A 17,915-nucleotide genomic window follows, 5' to 3' on the forward strand; every position below is an offset into this window, starting at 1 on the left:
GATGCTTTCTTGGCTTTTTTATCAGCCTTTTTTTCGGCAGGGGTTTTCAATGGCTTTTTCTTCGCATTCTTTTTGCTATCCATTCCTTTACTCATGATTGCCTCTCTTTAAAGCTGGTGGATTGGGTTGCCCGTCTATTTAGTGCCAAATTGGCTCAGGTTGCAAGTCCCTTCTTGTTTCTGACAGGACTTTACAGTCATGTCTTCCGGTTCATCACCGGGAGTTCCTGATGAAATTGCGTGATAAGTATGCGAACAGCATACAAAAATTCGATTTTGATGCAGAACAACTTGTCGTTGGCTGGCCGATGCGCTGTTATTGAGTTGTAAAAACATCTATCAATACTCTGGCCAAATAGAACAGGAAATGTCATGCCAAAATTAAAAGGGTTATATCCTCCGTGTGAGGCTTATGCCAGCGGCTTGCTCGATACCGGCGATGGTCACAAGGTTTACTGGGAGCGCAGCGGAAACCCGAAAGGCAAGCCGGCTGTCTTTATTCACGGCGGGCCGGGCGGCGGCTGTTCATCGGTACATCGCCAGCTGTTTGATCCCAATGATTATGACGTCATGCTGTTTGATCAGCGTGGCTGCGGGCGCTCCACACCCCATGCGAGCCTCGACAACAACACCACATGGCATCTGGTTGAAGATATTGAGCGTCTGCGCAAGCTGGCGGGCGTGGAAAAATGGCTGGTCTTCGGTGGCTCATGGGGCTCCACGTTGGCACTGGCTTACGCCCAGACCCATCCCGAACACGTCAGTGAAATGGTGTTGCGCGGTATTTTCACCATGCGCAAACAGGAGCTGACCTGGTATTACCAGGACGGCGCGTCGCGATTCTTCCCTGAAAAATGGCAGCGTATCCTCTCAATTTTATCCGAGGAAGAACGCAAGGATGTTATCGCCGCTTATCACGCACGCCTGACATCCAGCGATCGCGCAGTGCAGCTCGAGGCTGCAAAAATCTGGAGCTTGTGGGAAGGGGAGACGGTCACGCTTCTGCCTGCGGAAGGTTCGGCGTCATTTGGTGAGGATAACTTTGCGCTGGCCTTCGCCCGCATCGAGAACCATTACTTCACGCATCTTGGCTTTATAGACAGTGATGACCAGTTGATACGTAACGTTGACCGTATCCGGCATATCCCGGCGGTGATCGTGCATGGTCGCTATGATATGGCCTGTCAGGTGCAAAACGCATGGGACCTGGCGAAAGCCTGGCCGGAAGCTGAACTTCATATTATCGAAGGGGCAGGGCACTCATTTGATGAGCCTGGGATCCTCGATCAGCTGATTCGTACCAACCAGCAATTCGCCACCCGCCGGTAATCGCTTTCCCCTCCCGTTTGCCTAAAGCTACGTTACTTTTGCTTCGGTTCATAAGGTAAACGGGAGAATTTATGGGATTCCCCGCGATAATGCATCACACGCTCACGAAAGTAGGTGCGCAGATGTTCAGGCTGTTGCCGTTCTACCATTTCGGCCACAACGGGCATGTTGTAACGCTCTTTGAAAGCGACCGCTGAAGCCGCCAGATCGATGTTAATCCGATCCATCTCATCTTTACTGATTTCTGCCAGATTGATACTCATTGCAACCTCCCGTGCATCTCATTTGCGCGCATTGTACCCGAGCACATCGTCGGGGTGAACGTCGTTGGCTCAATTTTACGTTCCGCTCAAAAATCCATTTTCGTTAAATGCAATTTAAGTAAATAAGAACTATTCAGGTTATGGAAGTGATAATTATATTCATCAACATGCTTTTAATTAATTTTGCGAATAGGAATGATTCTTTTTAATATACATTTAGATGTTAATGGTTATCATTATTGGATATTTTCGATAAAAATAAAGCCAGGTATATCAATGAATTAATTTTAAATGTTGCCTGTATGGATAATAATGTGAATTGGCTGTTTTTATTTTGTATTGATACGGGCATAATGCGGGTAAATAAACACATCCGCCTGCCTTAATTATTTTATGGAGCCGCATCATGCTTAAAAAAGAAATGATCGATCAGCTTAATGAACAGCTGAACCTTGAATTTTATTCAGCCAATTTATATTTGCAGATGAGTGCATGGTGCAGTGACAAAGGCTACGAAGGCGCGGCAGCGTTTCTGAAAAAGCACTCGATGGAAGAAATGGATCACATGCACCGCCTGTTCAAATATGTCAGTGATACAGGTGCATTGCCGCTGCTGGGCGCTATCGCCGCACCGCCGGTCAGCTTCGAATCCCTGTCTGATCTGTTCATGCAGACCTATGAGCATGAGCAACTGATCACACAAAAAATCAACGAACTGGCCGATCTGGCGATGACGCTGAAAGACTATTCTTCCTTCCACTTCCTGCAATGGTATGTGGCAGAGCAGCATGAAGAAGAAACCTTGTTCAAATCCGTTCTCGATAAACTGGCTCTGGTCAGCAACACCGGCAACGGCTTGTTCTTTGTCGATAAAGATCTTAAAACCATGGCGGCACAAGCCCCGGCCGTATAAACCCGGTTTGTGATGGTCATAAAACGCAGAATGCTCCGGCTTCTGCGTTTTTTTATGCATTTATGACAAACGTTTTACATGGGATTGCGATAAAGTGGCGGCGTTATAAATTCATCATTACGCAAGCCAAGGAACTATCGTGTTGAAAAAAACCTCCTCTCTTTGCCGTGCCATGGCAGTCTCAGCCGTATTGCTGAGCGGATTTATCTCACAGCAAGCCCTCGCGCATGCACATCTTAAAACCCAAACTCCCGCTGCGAACGCCGTTCTGACTGCCAGCCCGACCGAACTCTCTCTTGGGTTCAGTGAAGGTATCGAACCGAACTTCAGCAAAATTACCCTGGCAGACGCCGCCAAAAAAGCCGTTAAAACCGGGGCGATGACACTGGCTGCCAATGACAATACTCAGGCGGTCGTTCCTCTGCCAGAGGCTTTGACATCCGGCAAATATACGGTGTCGTGGAACGTGGTATCAGTTGACGGTCATAAAACCCACGGTAACTACAGTTTTACCGTTAAATAAGTTATGAGCCTGACTGCACTGTTCGTCCTGTGCCGGTTTGCCCACTTTGCGTCGCTGATGCAAATTTTCGGGTTGAGTGTGTTTTGCTCCCTGCTGGCGCCTGCCGGCTTTTCGGGGATGTTACTGCAAAGAAATCAGACCCTGATGATGTGGTCCGGCGTGGTCGCCGCGATCACGTCTGTCGGAATGCTGGCGATTCAGGCTGCGCTGATGGGCAATGGCTGGAGTGATGGCCTGAACCTGAATGTCTGGTTGCTGGTGCTGACCACCACTTTTGGCGAAGTATGGCGCTGGCACTTGTTGCTGACTGCCGCGCTGCTGCTGGTGTTACTGATGGACTGGCTTCCGGTTCGCAACCTGCTGGTATTTCTGTGCTCGCTAGGCCTGCTGCTCAGTCAGGCGCTGATAGGCCATGCCGCCATGCATCAGGGGTTATTAGGGCTGGTGCAACGCCTCAATCATATGGTTCATCTGCTTAGCGCCGCCTACTGGTTTGGTTGTTTGCTCCCGCTGCTGACATGCATGTTCTACGCCCGAAAACCTGAAGTCCGGCCTTACGCTATTGCCACGCTTATCCGCTTTTCGACCTGGGGCCACGCGGCAGTCGCGCTGGTGATACTGACCGGCATCGCCAACACTGCCATTATCCTGCAACGCTGGCCGACGGATATGACCTCGCTTTACCAGTGTCTGCTCGAGATCAAAATCGTGCTGGTTGGCATAATGGCCGCCGTCGCCGTATATAACCGTTATCATCTGGTACCACTGATGAGCAAAGAACCCGAGCAGGCCGAACGACGTTTCGTGCTGATGACCCGGATAGAATGGGCTCTGGCGTTGATCGTTCTGCTGCTGGTGAGCCTTTTTGCTACGCTGGCACCGCGCTGAAACAGTTATTAATAACGTATTAAGAATAAAATTATTACCGAGGAAATATCATGAGGAAATCACTGCTTGCCTGCGTATTGCTGACCTTGTCCGCCAGCAGTCTGGCCGCGCCACAACTGGAAACCGTCAGCCGTTTACAATACGGCAAGGCATGGGCTTTCACCCGGGAAGAGGTGATGCTGCAGTGCCGTCCCGGCCAGGCGTTATATGTGATCAACGACAGCACACTGGCGCAATATCCTTTGAACGATGTGGCGAAAGAACAGGTGAAAAATCGTCAGGTCCAGGCGGTTCCGCTTGAAAAAATCTGGCTTGATGACCCGCAGAATCCGGGACAAAAAATGAGCCTCGCGCCATTTATCACCAAAGCGGAATCACTCTGCTGAGTTGCTGTGCGGCTAATAAGTGACTGTTGTTAAACTCATGCTTTGCGAATGTTGTCACATAATGAAAATAATACAGCATTGTTATTATCACTGTGTTACGAGTTGAGTGGAAAATAGTCAGCTGTCGGCTATCCTTTACATTGTACGGCTTAACAGCCTGCATTAATGCCAACTTTTAGCGCACGGCTCTCTCCCAAGAGCCATTTCCCTAGACCGAATATAGGAATCGTATTCGGTCTTTTTTTTGCCTGTTTTTAAAATCAACCACTTATAATAAAAACAATCACTTAGGCTATTCTCACTTACCCGCAATGTTACTCATTTGGATTCTCCATCGCCATTTTATCGCCACTGATTTGAGCCAGCGGATTCATGTAAATAGCGTCTTCCAGGTGATCGGGAGCGAAGTGTGCGTAACGCATCGTGACGCGGATATCTGAGTGCCCGAGGATGCGCTGCAACACGATGATATTGCCGCCGGCCATCATGAAGTGACTGGCAAACGTGTGCCTTAGAACGTGCGTCATCTGACCTTCTGGAAGTTCGATGCCCGCCAGCCTGATCACCCGATAGAACTGCTTATAGCAGGGCGAGAAGGGCACACCTTTGCGGGCGATCAATTCGTCATACAGCGGGCGGGCGAGGGGAACGGTACGATTCTTTTTACCTTTGGTATTGATGAAGGTGAGTTTGTACGGGGAGATCTGCGAGCTTTTGATTTTGGCGACCTCGTTCCAGCGTGCGCCGGTCGAAAGGCAGAGTTTAACGATCAGCGTTAATTCATCATTCCCATGCTCTTCACAGGCCGCCATGAGCCGCAGAATTTGTCCCTGGTTCAGCCATGCCATTTCGCGTTCCGGCTGATCAAACTCGCGGATATTCTCGAGAGGGTTTGGCAGCGACCATTCTCCCAGGCGTTTCAGCTCGTTGAATACAGCCCGCAGGAAAGCGTGCTCACAGTTAACCGTGCCGGTTGACACTTTACGGGTCGCCAGACTGGTACTGTAGCCATTATCAATCTCACCGCGCAGTCGCTGATCGCGATAATGCGCCCAGTCTCTCGGCGTGATGGTACTGGCTATCGGGTCACCCATTCCCGCGCTGATAATCTTCAGTTTGCCCAACCGCCCCTTCTTATCATTCAGAGAGCAGCCGTGCAGGCTGTACCAGAGATCGACCAGTTCGCTCAGCTTCCGCAGGTCTTCTTTCTCACCCAACCACGGTTTGTTCTTTGCCTGATCCATGGTGTAAGTTTCAAAGGCAACGGCTTCACCTTTGGTATCAAACTGCCTGCGGCATCGCTTACCTCCACTCCCGTTCGGGTAGCATTCACATAACCATTTGCCTGTAGACAGTTTTCTTACACTCATCACATCCTCCTTTTTGAGAATGCGAATTTTACTGTATATAAAAACAGTGTAAATGTTTGATTTAGTCAGTCGTATACATGTAAGGGGATTAATTCACTGAATCTATGAAAGTAAAACCCGCTTTCGCGGGCTTCGTCTCAGTGCATTTGCAACGACTGCTGGCTATGTTTATCCGGATGCAGCAGCACGGCATGGACGGTTCCTGGCTCAACAATAATATCGGCGATCGTTTCATGAGTTTTGAACGTGCAACTGCAATTGATATTCTGACACTGGTGATAACGCTCTTTGGTATTGGTGCTGAGGTAACGGCTTGAACGGGCGTGAGCTGCGTGCTGGCATTTGGGGCAATGCATCATAATAATCACCATATAATCATTTAAATCAGATTCAATCATTGTATGTTATTTCGAAAATCATACACTCGCTATTACAGTGTTTTACATTAAACAAAGAGGTTGCAGTGGGCGTCGAGTTTCATATCACACGTGCTGAGTTCTGGGCTGATAATGAAGATAGTCAGATTTCCAGCGAAGAATGGTTGAATGTTGTTAATGCCGATCCTGAGTTTTCCATTTATGAGCCAAATGGTGAGTTCTTTGCATTATGGTCTGGTGAAAGCGCTTATCCAGAATCATGGCTTGAGTGGGGTAATGGCAATATCTCAACGAAATGGCCTGATACAGCCTTGTATTTGAAAATGCTTGAAGTCGCTAAAGTTCTAAATGCGAAAGTTATGGATGATGATGGTACCGAATACTCTTCACCGGGTGAGTGGGTGTTTACACCAAAATCTTGACAAAAGAACGAGGCGCTAATACGCCTCGCCACTTTCCGAGGCCTCATAACTCACATCTGACAGCAGCACCTCCAGTTCCAGCCCTGTCGTATAGCCGCCATTGTTCAGGCTGTGCGTGACCTTGCTGATTATCCACGGCTGCGCGTCGATCACTGCTTTAAAGCCTGACACCGCCAGCGGGGTTTCGGGGAACAGGTCGGCACGTCCGCGAGCCAGTGAGATAGAAAACTGTGCGACGCCACGCTGTAGCTTGTCCCATTTGGCCTGTGCCGCCCGCATCGCGGCCTTCTGCGTGGCGTAGACTGTCGTCAGCGCAAACACGTTTTCATCACTGCCGGCCAGATATTCACCTTCCTTTGCCTCCTGAGTTTTCTGCACTTTAGCCGTGGTCTTTTTAGCCGCCGGATGTTGCAGGGCGCGCAGGTGCTTTTCTTTTTTCTTCCGCTGTACCTTTACCCTTTTGGGCTTTGGTTCTTTGGTATGCAGCCAGGTTGCTGATACGCCGGTGTAAGCATCACGGTCAGCAATATTGAACGTATGGCCGTCGCCGTCGCTGCGGGTCAGCGTCATTTGTGGGATTGGTTTGCCACTGGCGGTGAGGGCTGAGCCTGGCTTAATAAAAATCAGTTTACCGGCCTTGATGGCGACAACCCCGCCGTTCAGCTCGGCCAGACGGGTGATAAAAGCCGCGTCGGTTTCCTGCGTCTGGTCAATGTGCGAAACCTTCACACCCTTGAGCGACTCGGCGACAGCGGGCTCAAGACTGTTGCGCGCCGACACGGCGGAGACAATCGCCTCCAGCGTCGTGTCGTGATAGGACTGATCGCGGCGGGAATTCAGGCTGCCACGATAGTCCGCGCTGCGGGCGCGCAGCGTCAGCGTATCCGGCGCGCCCCGATGCTCCACTTCGTCCACCGTAAACTCCCCCTTATGGAACAGCGCCTGACCTTTCCAGCCCAGAAAGACGCTTAGCACCGCGCCGCGAGGAGGCATCTGCATCAGGCCGTCCGCGTCGTCCAGCTCGATGTCGAGCTGATCAGCCTCAAAGCCGCGGTTGTCGGTCAGCGACAGCGAAATAAGTCGCCTGCTGATATCTGCGGTGATGTCTGAACCGGCGAGTTTAACCATGTAGTCCGGCGCAATCTGTGCGCCGTTATCCATTGCGATCGTGGACATCATGACATCAGCCCGCCAGCATACTTCTGCGCATTGCTGGCAATCCCGCCCGCCTGATCCAGAAGGCCGTCGGCCTGAGTTTTGATATCGCCGAACATGGCGGTCAGGCTTTCGTCCACCCGCTTGAGGCTCAGCGTAAACTCAATTTTGCGGGCGGCACCGTTAGCGAAAAACTCCGAATGTTCGTCACTGAGGCTTTCCACCACGAACATCCCGTAAATCGCACCGTTGCCGCCAATCAGCGACCAGGCGCGGCCTTGATCGGCCATCAGGCGCAGCGCGTCAAGGCTCAGCCTGCCGCCGGTGATTTCCGGCAGCAGCGTGCCGGTCAGGGTGATTTTTTCATCTCCTTGCCCGAGAAACTGCGGCGCGGCGCGCAGGCCGATCCGGTCATTGGTCGGCCAGCGGTATTCCGCCGAGCGTTGCAAACTCTGATAGGGCAGGGTTTGCAGCATAAACACGAACATCCCCAAAGCCAGCATCATAGAAACCTCCTTAGCCGTAATTCATTGAGCTTCGCGCCGCAGAACGCTGGCGGCGCATGTAATCTTCAAATAAACGCATTGCCTCGGCGGCGACATCCTTCGCACTTTGCCCGGGCGCGGCGTAGACGTTGAAAGTGGGGGCGGCAGCCGGTGCCTGATTCCGCATCAGCGCCGCCGTATCACGACGCCCCGTGACGCTTACCGGACCACGTACCAGCTCCGCGCCGTTCTCGCCCACAATGCCGACCTCACCGGCGGCAATGTCGCCGCCTTTGTCGAACATGCCCGCATAGCCGTAAGCCTCGCCGCCGGTGCCATAAAACTGCGCAGGGGAAGAAAGCCCTTCCGCCGGTTTCGGCAGTCCGTTGCTGACGCTCACCGAAATGGTTTTATCGCCGTCCGATTTCATCCAGTCCGGCAGGAAATCGGTCATGCTGGAAAGCTTGTCTTTCAGCGCCTGCCACTTCGCGGCAATTCCGTCCATCAGCGCGGTGATCATATTGCTGCCCGCCTCTTTAAATTTACCTGGCAGGCTTTTCACCACGTCGAAAATCTTCTGCCCAAAAGACTTGAGGAAATCGATATAGGCCGCAAACCCCGCTTTTGCCCCGTCTTTAATGCCCGTCCAGACCGCTGCGAACTTATCCGATAATCCCTGCACACCGGCAACGATGCTGTTCCAGGTGCCGGTCAGCCAGTCGGTGATGGTTGCCCAGGCTTCGGTCGTCCAGGCGGCAATCGCGTCCCACATCTTTTTAAACTTCGGCTCCAGCGTGCTCCAGTTCGCCCAGATATAAATCGCCGCCATCGCGATCAGTGCGACCACGGCCAGCAGCGGGTTTGCCATCGCGGCGCGTCCCATCCACAGCAGCGCGGTGCCCACGCCTTTCAGTGCCATGCCGATATAACCCAGGCCTTTCACGACCGGACCGACCACCACGCCCAGCACGCCGAGGCCGACAACCAGGCTCGTCACCGCCAGCGCTGACTTAACGATAGTGCCGGTCAGCTTCGGGTTGGCCTTCACCCATTTGCCCACGTTGCCGAGCCAGTCAGTCGCGGATTGCGTCAGCTTTCGCAGGCTGGAGTCCTGTTTATCAAAGGTTTCGATCTGCAAATCCTCAAACGCGGACTGCATGTTTTTCAGGTCACCGTCGAGGTTATCAGTCTGCACTTTCGCGACCGACGCCGCCGATCCCCGCGAGTTTTCCAGCGCGGTTTTCTTTTCGGTCAGCCTGCCGTTGCCTGCGGCCTCCACCAGTTTCACCGCGCCTTTCATCGCCTCTTCACCGAAGATCACTTTCAGGTATTCGGCCTGCTGCGCCGTCCCGAGCTTGTTTCTTTTGAATGAGGCGTTGATGTCGGTAAGGATTTTTTGAATAGGCAGCATGTTGCCTTTCTTATCCCGCGTGCTGATCCCCAGCTCCTTCAGCGCCGCCGGTGACTGCCCCGTCGGTGCCTGCAACCGGCTAAACATCGCGCTGGCACCGGTGCCCGCCATGCTGCCTTTGATTCCGTTATCCGCCAGCACGCCGAGCATCGCGGTAGTGTCCTCGATACTGGCACCCGCTGCCTGGGCGATAGGTGCCACGTATTTCATCGCTTCGCCCAGCTCAATCAGGTTGGTGTTAGAGCTGGTAAACCCTTTGGTCATCACGTCAGAGACGCGCTTAATCTGATCCATCGGGATGTTGAACGCAGACTGCATGTTAGTGACGATGTCGGCGGCGTCGGCGATATCAATCCCCGAAGCCAGCGAGAGGTTCACCGTGGATTCGGTTGAGCTGAGAATGGAGTCGGCGTTATAGCCGGAGCGGGCAAGTACGCCCTGCGTGCGCGCAACGTCCATCGGAGAAAATGCCGTACTTCCGCCGATATCGCGCGCCTGCTGCCGGATAGCCGCCAGCTTTTTGTCGGTTTTATCCAGCCCGAGGATCGCCTGCGTGCCGGACATCTCTTTATCAAAAGTGATGCCTGGGGCGATAAATTTCCCCTCTGCATACAGCGCCGCCGAACCCACGCCCATCGCTACCGCGCCGTTATTTCGGATGGTGTCGCCTGCGCGCTGGGTTGCCTGAAAACGCCTGCGGCTGTTGTCCCGCCGCTGCTGCTGCCGGTTCAGCCGTGCCAGCTCCTCTCGCTGACGGGCAAGCGTGGCGTTCGCCTCCTGCGAGCTGGCTCGTAACCGGCGCTGCTCGGCGGCGAGGTTACGTGTGGAAATCCCCGCCGACTCCAGCGCGCTGCGCTGCCGCTGCACGGAGTTGCGCAGGCTGTTCTCTTTGGCCTGCAATTCGCTGGCGGCGCGCTTGGCGGCCTCCATCAGCCGCGTCTGCTTAGCCGTCGGGTTCGCCGTATTGGCAAACGCCTGCGACAGCCTGCTGGCTTCCTCTTTGGCTTTTTTCAGGCTGGCACGGGTGACGGCCAGCTGCGCGCTCGCCTTGCGAAAGCCGTCGATTTGCGACGCCTGCGCGTTGAGATTTCGCAGGGTGTCCTGCGTGTTGCGGATATTTCCGCTGAGTGCCTTACTGGCTTTTTCCACCGAGCGGAAAGGGCGCGACGCCCGATCCACGGCGTTCAGCAGCACCTGCAATCGTAAATTACTCACTTTCGGCTCCGCTACGCAGTAACGCGCGACGCCGCCAGCCGAAAATCTCGGTCAGCGACATCGCAAAGAGTTCCGAGGGCTGCCAGTGAAACACCGCCGCAATGTCAGCCATCAGGTCGTCAACTATCAAAGAGGCGGGCAGTTTTACTGTTCCGATTTCGGCGATAAAAAACCGACCACCTTGCTCGCCAGGGCGATCAGGTCGGGCAGGCAAAGCGCGTTGCATTCCTGTTTGGTGAGGATCGGCAGCGTGATGCGCGGCAGCACCGTCACCAGCGCGTCAACGTCCGCATTCGACAAGGAGGCAAGGCCGATGCCGCGTAGATGACCGGCGTTTGGTTTGATGATTTCAACCTGGCTAATCACCATCTCGCCACGGGTGATCGGTTCTTCCAGGGTAATGACGTTTTCGTTTTCGATAGCGGCTTCATTAATCTGTTTCATGACATTCTCTTAAATCGTAAGGGGTATAGCAGCGCCGCGAACCAGCGCCGCTCAGGGGTTACAGGCCGATGTTTTTGCGGTGCTCCGCCAGGCGGTCAGTGCCGTTGACGATTTCCACCATGTTCACGGTGTCCACCTCGATCACGTCCTGCCCGTTGATGCTCAGCTTGAAATAGGTGCACTGGGTGGACACTTTGGTTTCGGTGTCTTCGCCCTGTTTGTACTCGCCAAAATCAATCTCTTTGTGACGCCCGCGCATCACGACTTCCACCGCGAGCGTCTCGCCGGTGTCGTCCTGCTGGAAGGAGCCGGCAAAGCGCAGCGGCGTAGCGTCAACCGCCCCCCACTGCTGGAGCACCAGCGTATCCAGCCCGCCCATCGTCCATTCCAGCGTCAGCGCGTCGTCGTCCAGCCCGAAGTCAATCGGCGCGGCACCGTTCATGCCGCCGCCGCGATAGTTCTCCAGCTTGCGGGTGAGCTTTGGCAACGTCAGCGCGCTGACCACGCCGACGTAGTTGTGACCGTCGTTAAACAGGTTTAGGTATTTCAGTTTTTTTGGCAGTGCCATGGTTTAGCGCCTCTTAGCTATTAATGGACGTGGCGAACGAACTCCGCCAGGTACTGATCGGTGATGCGCTGACGCAGGGTTAAATCTTCCAGCGGCGGCACCGGCGTATAGTCGTAATCAATGAACAGCTTGCCCGCTTTCAGCGTTTCGACGGTGTTCGCCTCGGGGTCATACCAGCAGTTGCCGTCAATGATCAGACCGGCGGTCTTCATTTCGCGCAGCTTGGCGTTAATGCCCGCAATCATGTCTTTGATAAGCGTCGGAGTCAGCGGTCTGTCCATTGCCCACAAGTGCGCTTCGGCCATGGTGTCCGCCAGCACCTGCGCGGTGCGGGTGTAGTTCTCAAACAGAAACAGGGGATCGTCAGAGCAGGTGCGCTGCCCCCAGAACTTAAAGCCGCCTTTGCGGATAAGGGTGGTGACGCACGCCTGGTTCAGCAGGTCAGCGTCGGTGCCGGTGGTCTGCAAATCCCAATAGACGCTGGCAGACAGGCCGGTGACGCCGTTGATGCCGACGTTTGACAGGGTTTTATGCCAGCCGGTTTCGGCGTCGATTTTGGCACGCAGGCCGAGGGCATAGGCGGTGGCGGGCGCGATGTCGCTGGCGTTCGTGGTGGTGTTCCAGGCGACGAAATCCGGCCAGACAACCATCAGCTCACGCTGGCTGAAATTCTCCCGGTACTTGATGGCATCGGACACGGTTTTGCAGCCGTATGCGCTGACGTAGCCAAAGGCGCGCAGTTGCTGACAGACGGCACCGAGCGCCGTTGCGACGTCCAGATTATCCAGCCCCGGCACGCCGAGAATGCGCGGCTTTACGCCGAGTTCGGTTTGAGCAGACAGCAGGGCTTTCATGCCGGTATACATGCCGGTGGCGTCGGTGCCGCCGATGATGTTCGAGGTGGTTTCCGCCTCGGTGTCACCTTCTGCCACGCGCACAACAACGACAACGGGTTTCGCCTGGTTGGCAATTGCCATCAGTGAGGCGCGGAGTGTGCCGGTTTTACCGGCCTTGCCGGCGGCGGTCAGTACGTTGGTGATAAGCACCGGCGTATCAAGCGGGAACGCGTCGGCGTCCGCATCTGCTGCGGTGCAGACCATCCCGATGATGGCGGTGGAAACGGTGGAGATAACGCGGGTGCCGTCATTGATTTCAACAACGCGCACACCGTGATGATAATCAGCCATGGTGTTTTTTCCTGTGATTGGGGTGAGGTCAATCATCGCGTGTTGTGTACGCGCAGGCACGGCGGGCGGGGTGTGTGGGAAATGGCACAACGTGGTGAAGGCCAGATACAAAAAAGCCCCTCCAGGGGGCTATGTTCATTCAGGCATTGTAGGCCAGTCAACATCCGGCGCTGCTGACAAATCCAGCCGATTCAGCGCAACGCGGTATTTCTTCCAGGCTTGCAGAGTCGCCCGCTCTTCGTCGGTTGCGTCGTCAATATCAACGGCGTCCTGCAACGGTGCAATTGCTGTCGTTGCTTCAGACATCAACGAATCACGATTAAGCGTGGCTTGAATGATAAATTCATCAGACGTGTATTTGCGCCGGGTTATCTTTTTGCCATCAAAGACCCAGCCGCCAGCAATGTCTAGACCATCAGGGACTGTCGATACCTCAGAAACTGAATTACCGACCGGCCAAAGTTTCGACACGTCATAGTCAAAAGAAATAATGACGCCGTTGCTATCAAATACAAATTTAAGCGTTTTTTCGCTGAACTCTTTTTGTGATTCATACCAATCCAAACCCGACTCATCTTTTAAAAAAAGCACAGATGATCCGGAATGTAATGTTGATTTATAAATTTGAAAATTTTTGAGAGTAATCATTAAACCAGTCCTATTGTCACCCAGTTGCCATTAATACAAATTTGCTCAGCCGCATACAAAAGTCCTAAATTCGATGCGTTAGAACTGCCGTTATTTCTGGCACCAATCACCACGCAGCCAGCTGGCACCTGTAATCCGTTTCCAATCCAGCCCGACCACTGCGCCGAGGCTTGACGCTGGCCGGTAATAAAATTACCGTTTACCCAATCCCGCCGCGCAAGAATGACGACTTCATTAGTCGTAGAGTTACGCATATAAGCGTCATTGGGATTGCCCGAGACAAACCCCGCAACGCTGCACACGTCGCGCGCAATGGCATTTACCGCTTCCGGAGTTGGTTGGTAGTTAGGGCTGTAGCATCTGACGCCGGGTGTGTCATAAACCCCCGCACCAGACTGAATGAATCCTTTGCTACTAATGTTGATCTCTGCGTGTATATCGCCTCTTGATGCAATATACGCACCGCTCACGTCCTTAGTGGCATAGATGTATTGCCCCGATTTAATATCACCAGGAGAATAAAAAGAACTATCGCTAGGGTTGAATAACCACGCTGACGACACCCCGTTATCACCAACGACATTAATGCACGCCTGCGCATGATTTCCGCCCCCGGTCGTATATGCACCAAAGCTGATTGCTGTCGCCCAACCTAACCCTTGTGTTTGAATCATCCCTTTGATGATAGGAGAGTATGAACTCACACCTTTAGGCGCACCAAAACCTGATGGAATGATGAAGGGTGCCACAGGGTTACTATACTGAGCGGCAAATGAGCCAGCCCCCTCCCATGTTCCAGGTTTCGTGCCGTAATGACTGGCGTTATTTAAATAACTAACATTGCCACCGGCAGCAGGAACCGCGCCGATATCCGCCGGAGTGGGTTTGTTGTTCGGGCTGTACACCTCAACCCAGGCAGACCATGGACCATCAACACCATTCCAAGCTCCGGTCGCGTAGCGGGTGAACTGCCGCCCGTTACTGTTAAAGGCAATTTGCTGTGTGGCATTCGGACCCCAGGTAACGAAAATCACCCCGACAAAACCGTTCATCGGGTAGCCTTTTGCCGTCGTCGCCGCTGCAACGCCTGGCACGCCGTAATGCCCAAGCATGCCGCTGCCGCGCAAGATGTTCGGGGTGTCCGCTGCGGTTAAGTTCGTGCGGATTTTAAAGGCCGTGGCAATTTCATCAGACAGCGCCTTTTCACTGGCGGCACTTTGCGCTGCCGTCCATGCGCCTACATCTGCGGCAGTCGGTTTATTGTTGGTGCCATATACGGCGACCCACGGGCGCCATGGTCCATCCTTCCCGTTCCAGTTGGTAGAAAGGCCACGCATCCAGACGTTACAGGTATCAAAAGTGATATACATCTGCTGACAGCCGTAGGCGCTGCCGGTGACAAACAGCGTGCCCGCTTTGGCTTCCGGATAATTCCTGTCAGGTGTCGCGGAGGCGTTCGCTGACTGGTGATAAACAGCCGCCTGAACCGCCGACAGGCCAAAACCCACCGTGTTCAGGTCAGTAGCACCGAGCGCCGTGTTTGCTGCGACAGAACCGGCGGAACTGGCCTGCACCCAATCGCGCCATGGTCCATCCTTGCCATTCCAGGAAGCATTGAGCGCACGCGTCCACACCATGCCGGTATTTTGTACCGTATAACGCTGTAATACGCCGCCCGTCCAGGACGCGGGCATCACCTCCAGCACGCCCGCCGCCTGCGAGCCTGGCGGATAGCCATTCGCGACCGTGGCATTCGCGCCGGTGCTTTGCACGTAAAGGCCAATTTTTGCCAGGTTAAACGTGTTGATATTGGACGTGCCGAGAACAGCGGACGCGACAGGAAGCGCCCCCACCTCAGAAGCCGTCGGCGGGTTGGCGGTGTCGTAAAGTTTGCGCCATCCGAACGGCAGCGGTGTAACACCGTCCTGTTTCCATAACCAGCCGCTTTCTTCAGTGGTACTTGCGGCGCCCGTTCGCACGTAGATCGTGCCGTTTGTGCTGTGAAGGTACTGTGTAAGCGCCGCGCCCGCGTTGTAAGCGCGGCGAAACGTCACCAGAGTATCAGCGGCCTGATTGGGCTTAGCACCAAGGGGATGATCGTCAAAATATCCTGCAAGCGTGACAGCGCCTGATTTCGCAACCAGTGACGGATCTGAAAGCCTGGTGACTTTGGTGTTATCAACAATCGGCAATGTGTTACTGAACGCGCCGACGTCTTCAGGTAACAGGGTAATATCCGCAGACAGCGGTTTATTGTTCACCTTACGGGTGGCCGGTACGCGGGTATTGGCGTTGTCATTCACAGCCTTCACCGCCTTTGGCGTGGCGGCCAGCGCTTCGCTGGTACTGCTGACCGAGCTGCTCAGTTGGACAAAACCCTTTGCCGTCGTGGTGCCGTCAGGGTGGTTACGGGATTTTTCATGCGCGGCCAGCAGGTCATTCACATACTGTTCCGTTGCCATAATCACCGAGTCGTCGATCAGCAGGCTGATTGCCTCGGTGTTGCTGACCGCAATCACCATGCGCAACGTCTGCGTGCGGCCTGAACCCTCCGCAAGCGTCGGTTTATAGGTGTCCGCCATGTTGCAGACGGCAATCAGCGCGCCGTCGCTGCTGAACAACCCCATTTCGCGCATCCAGAAGCCGCCGACGCTGGCAGACAGCACCGCTTCGGCAATGACCCAGTTTCCGTGCGACGGATCAAGCTTCAATGAGTTGAGCGGCGTGCGGTAGACCTCTTTAACCAGTTTGGTCTGTGAGGCAACAGGTGTTGTTGCCTTGCCGTTGCCGTCGCCGACGGCCAGCTGCGTAATGTTAATGTCAGTCCCCGCCGCAATGGCCGCCGCGATGCGCGCCTGGCCGAGCGTGGTGACAACGGATTTAAATGTGCTCATATCGTCCTCTATGCGGGGTAAACGGTCAGCAGCTCGCCGACGTACTGCGCTGCGCCAATGTAAACGTCGCCTTTAATATCCTGGGTAATGGTCAGCCCGATCAGATGACGGCTTGCGGGTTTGGCATCGGCAATCAGCCGCTCCATCTCTAAATACATTTCTTCAGTGATGCCGGTTTCCAGCACGCCGATGTCCAGGCGAAACGTCCCCGGTTCGTCATTCGTCTCCCACCACTCGGTCACGTTGATCAGGTAGCCGAGCGGCTCCACCACGCGCCGGATGGCACCGATAGTTCCCTTGTGGCAGTGAATGAACCAGGCCGACTGAATGACGCGGCGTTTGGTGGCGACCGGCCAGTTTTCATCCCAGCGGTCAACCGACAGCGCCCACGCCAGGTAAGGTAAAAACTTTGCCGGACAGGTCAGCGGATCCCAGAGCTGCCGCAGCGGCACCGGCACGTTTTCAAGCGCGGCGCAGGCGTCGGCGGCGGCCACCTCCAGCGCCGAGGAACCGACGGGCAGCAGGCGATCACTCATCGTAGCCGCCCACTTTCAGGGTGTAGGCGGTGCAAAATGACGCCTGGGTTTTATCAAGCTCGATGTCGGCCTTCGGGCTTTTCAGCTCTACCCGCTGGACACCCTCAACGTGCAGCGCGGCATAAATGGCCGACAGCCGGATGTCGCGGCCTAGCCGGTGCTGCGCGGTGGTGTAGGCAATAAGCTTCGCTTCGGCGGCTTCGCGGATGGGTTCGGCTTCGGGACCAGGGAACAGATACAGCACGGCATCAATGGTGTAATTCACGACGGTTGCGGACTGGACGGTCACGCGGTCGGCTACGGGGCGCACGTTTTCATCGTTGAGCGCGGCCTGCACTTTCGCCAGCAGGTCAGCGGGCGCGGTGCCGTTGCCGGTCTGTGCCAGCACGGAAATAGTGACGCAGGCGGGCGACGGACTGATCACCGAAATGTCCGCCACGCGCCCGTCGGCAGAGCGCCCGTGATACTCATACGCGCCGACCGGACCCGCCACGCTCAGCCCTTCAAACGCCTGCTGCGCACGGATACGTAAATCCGCATCGCTTTCCATCACCGCCGCCACGGCGGGCACGCTGACCGTATCCGCAGGCGTGATGGTCAGGCGTTCCACGCTGAACGTCGCCGCGATGTTGTCCAGGTCTGCGCCGGTGGCGTAGGCCAGCATCACGGCCTGCGCCGCCTCGTTAACCCGCTGACGCAGGATCACTTCGCGGTAGGCGTTCTCCTCCAGCAGCTTCACAATCGGCTCGGACTCCAGCGTCAGCGTGCGGGCGATGGCGGCCTGCTGGTCTTCGGGGTAAAGCGACACCAGCGTGGCTTTGCGCTCCGCCAGCAGAATTTCATAATCCAGCACCTCCACCACGTCGGGGGCGGGTAACTGGCTGAGATCAATCGTTGCCATA

At 54.8% G+C, this 17,915-nt stretch carries 20 protein-coding genes; 6 read left to right on the plus strand and 14 right to left on the minus strand.

Features of this window, described 5'->3' with window-relative positions; translation table 11 throughout:
- Positions 1 to 371: 371 nt before the first annotated feature.
- Positions 372 to 1,328 carry a prolyl aminopeptidase gene (gene pip, locus ACQZQY_RS13020; RefSeq protein ID WP_431295741.1) on the plus strand — a complete coding sequence of 319 codons (957 nt, stop codon included), beginning with the start codon at positions 372 to 374 and terminating at the stop codon, positions 1,326 to 1,328.
- A 32-nt stretch (positions 1,329 to 1,360) separates the two neighbouring features.
- Here the strand turns inward: pip and ACQZQY_RS13025 are convergent, their stop codons facing one another.
- Complete coding sequence (locus ACQZQY_RS13025) at positions 1,361 to 1,591, minus strand: DNA polymerase III subunit theta (protein ID WP_056778941.1); 231 nt, start codon at positions 1,589 to 1,591, stop codon at positions 1,361 to 1,363.
- Between the two features lie 406 nt (positions 1,592 to 1,997).
- Between ACQZQY_RS13025 and ftnA the strand changes: the two genes are divergently transcribed.
- From ftnA to ACQZQY_RS13045, 4 genes are all read left to right on the plus strand, one after another.
- Entirely contained in the window at positions 1,998 to 2,504 is a 507-nt protein-coding gene (gene ftnA / locus ACQZQY_RS13030; protein ID WP_056778943.1) for a non-heme ferritin, read from the plus strand.
- 136 nt (positions 2,505 to 2,640) lie between these two features.
- The gene (gene copC, locus ACQZQY_RS13035) at positions 2,641 to 3,027 is read left to right on the plus strand and encodes a copper homeostasis periplasmic binding protein CopC (protein ID WP_217204891.1); all 387 of its coding nucleotides are present in this window, start codon (positions 2,641 to 2,643) and stop codon (positions 3,025 to 3,027) included.
- A 3-nt stretch (positions 3,028 to 3,030) separates the two neighbouring features.
- Positions 3,031 to 3,915 (plus strand): copper homeostasis membrane protein CopD, encoded by an 885-nt coding sequence (gene copD / locus ACQZQY_RS13040; protein WP_122095650.1) that lies wholly within the window; start codon positions 3,031 to 3,033, stop codon positions 3,913 to 3,915.
- 47 nt (positions 3,916 to 3,962) lie between these two features.
- Positions 3,963 to 4,301 carry a YebY family protein gene (locus ACQZQY_RS13045; protein ID WP_431297189.1) on the plus strand — a complete coding sequence of 113 codons (339 nt, stop codon included), beginning with the start codon at positions 3,963 to 3,965 and terminating at the stop codon, positions 4,299 to 4,301.
- Between the two features lie 314 nt (positions 4,302 to 4,615).
- Here the strand turns inward: ACQZQY_RS13045 and ACQZQY_RS13050 are convergent, their stop codons facing one another.
- Positions 4,616 to 5,671: a phage integrase gene (locus tag ACQZQY_RS13050; protein WP_431295742.1), complete on the minus strand. Its 1,056-nt coding sequence runs from the start codon at positions 5,669 to 5,671 to the stop codon at positions 4,616 to 4,618.
- Positions 5,672 to 5,808: 137 nt separating this feature from the next.
- Entirely contained in the window at positions 5,809 to 6,030 is a 222-nt protein-coding gene (locus ACQZQY_RS13055) for a DNA-binding transcriptional regulator (protein WP_112168840.1), read from the minus strand.
- A 104-nt stretch (positions 6,031 to 6,134) separates the two neighbouring features.
- Here ACQZQY_RS13055 and ACQZQY_RS13060 point away from each other — a divergent pair, with 104 nt between their 5' ends.
- Positions 6,135 to 6,470, plus strand: a complete 336-nt coding sequence (locus ACQZQY_RS13060) for a hypothetical protein (protein ID WP_136375981.1) — start codon at positions 6,135 to 6,137, stop codon at positions 6,468 to 6,470.
- 15 nt (positions 6,471 to 6,485) lie between these two features.
- Here the strand turns inward: ACQZQY_RS13060 and ACQZQY_RS13065 are convergent, their stop codons facing one another.
- From ACQZQY_RS13065 to ACQZQY_RS13115, 11 genes are all read right to left on the minus strand, one after another.
- The gene (locus tag ACQZQY_RS13065) at positions 6,486 to 7,649 is read right to left on the minus strand and encodes a phage late control D family protein (RefSeq protein WP_431295743.1); all 1,164 of its coding nucleotides are present in this window, start codon (positions 7,647 to 7,649) and stop codon (positions 6,486 to 6,488) included.
- Positions 7,646 to 8,131 (minus strand): phage tail protein, encoded by a 486-nt coding sequence (locus ACQZQY_RS13070; protein WP_112168783.1) that lies wholly within the window; start codon positions 8,129 to 8,131, stop codon positions 7,646 to 7,648. Before ACQZQY_RS13070 ends, ACQZQY_RS13065 begins: the two co-directional genes overlap by 4 nt.
- 10 nt (positions 8,132 to 8,141) lie before the next feature.
- The gene (locus tag ACQZQY_RS13075) at positions 8,142 to 10,736 is read right to left on the minus strand and encodes a phage tail tape measure protein (RefSeq protein ID WP_431295744.1); all 2,595 of its coding nucleotides are present in this window, start codon (positions 10,734 to 10,736) and stop codon (positions 8,142 to 8,144) included.
- Positions 10,729 to 10,848 carry a GpE family phage tail protein gene (locus tag ACQZQY_RS13080; RefSeq protein ID WP_431295745.1) on the minus strand — a complete coding sequence of 40 codons (120 nt, stop codon included), beginning with the start codon at positions 10,846 to 10,848 and terminating at the stop codon, positions 10,729 to 10,731. Before ACQZQY_RS13080 ends, ACQZQY_RS13075 begins: the two co-directional genes overlap by 8 nt.
- A gap of 32 nt (positions 10,849 to 10,880) precedes the next feature.
- Entirely contained in the window at positions 10,881 to 11,180 is a 300-nt protein-coding gene (locus tag ACQZQY_RS13085; RefSeq protein ID WP_181955516.1) for a phage tail assembly protein, read from the minus strand.
- A gap of 58 nt (positions 11,181 to 11,238) precedes the next feature.
- Complete coding sequence (locus ACQZQY_RS13090; protein ID WP_112168785.1) at positions 11,239 to 11,748, minus strand: phage major tail tube protein; 510 nt, start codon at positions 11,746 to 11,748, stop codon at positions 11,239 to 11,241.
- A gap of 20 nt (positions 11,749 to 11,768) precedes the next feature.
- Positions 11,769 to 12,935 (minus strand): phage tail sheath protein, encoded by a 1,167-nt coding sequence (locus tag ACQZQY_RS13095; RefSeq protein WP_431295746.1) that lies wholly within the window; start codon positions 12,933 to 12,935, stop codon positions 11,769 to 11,771.
- A gap of 135 nt (positions 12,936 to 13,070) precedes the next feature.
- The gene (locus tag ACQZQY_RS13100) at positions 13,071 to 13,583 is read right to left on the minus strand and encodes a tail fiber assembly protein (protein ID WP_431295747.1); all 513 of its coding nucleotides are present in this window, start codon (positions 13,581 to 13,583) and stop codon (positions 13,071 to 13,073) included.
- Positions 13,583 to 16,477 (minus strand): phage tail protein, encoded by a 2,895-nt coding sequence (locus tag ACQZQY_RS13105; RefSeq protein WP_431295748.1) that lies wholly within the window; start codon positions 16,475 to 16,477, stop codon positions 13,583 to 13,585. The genes ACQZQY_RS13100 and ACQZQY_RS13105 overlap by 1 nt, the downstream gene beginning before the upstream one ends.
- 8 nt (positions 16,478 to 16,485) lie before the next feature.
- A complete protein-coding gene (locus ACQZQY_RS13110) occupies positions 16,486 to 17,013 on the minus strand; it encodes a phage tail protein I (RefSeq protein WP_390975011.1) in 528 nt (175 codons plus the stop codon).
- A complete protein-coding gene (locus ACQZQY_RS13115; RefSeq protein ID WP_431295749.1) occupies positions 17,006 to 17,914 on the minus strand; it encodes a baseplate assembly protein in 909 nt (302 codons plus the stop codon). Before ACQZQY_RS13115 ends, ACQZQY_RS13110 begins: the two co-directional genes overlap by 8 nt.
- Position 17,915: the final 1 nt, after the last annotated feature.

The sequence above is a fragment of the Rahnella sp. PAMC25559 genome, assembly GCF_050632365.1.
Lineage (GTDB): Bacteria > Pseudomonadota > Gammaproteobacteria > Enterobacterales > Enterobacteriaceae > Rahnella > Rahnella rivi.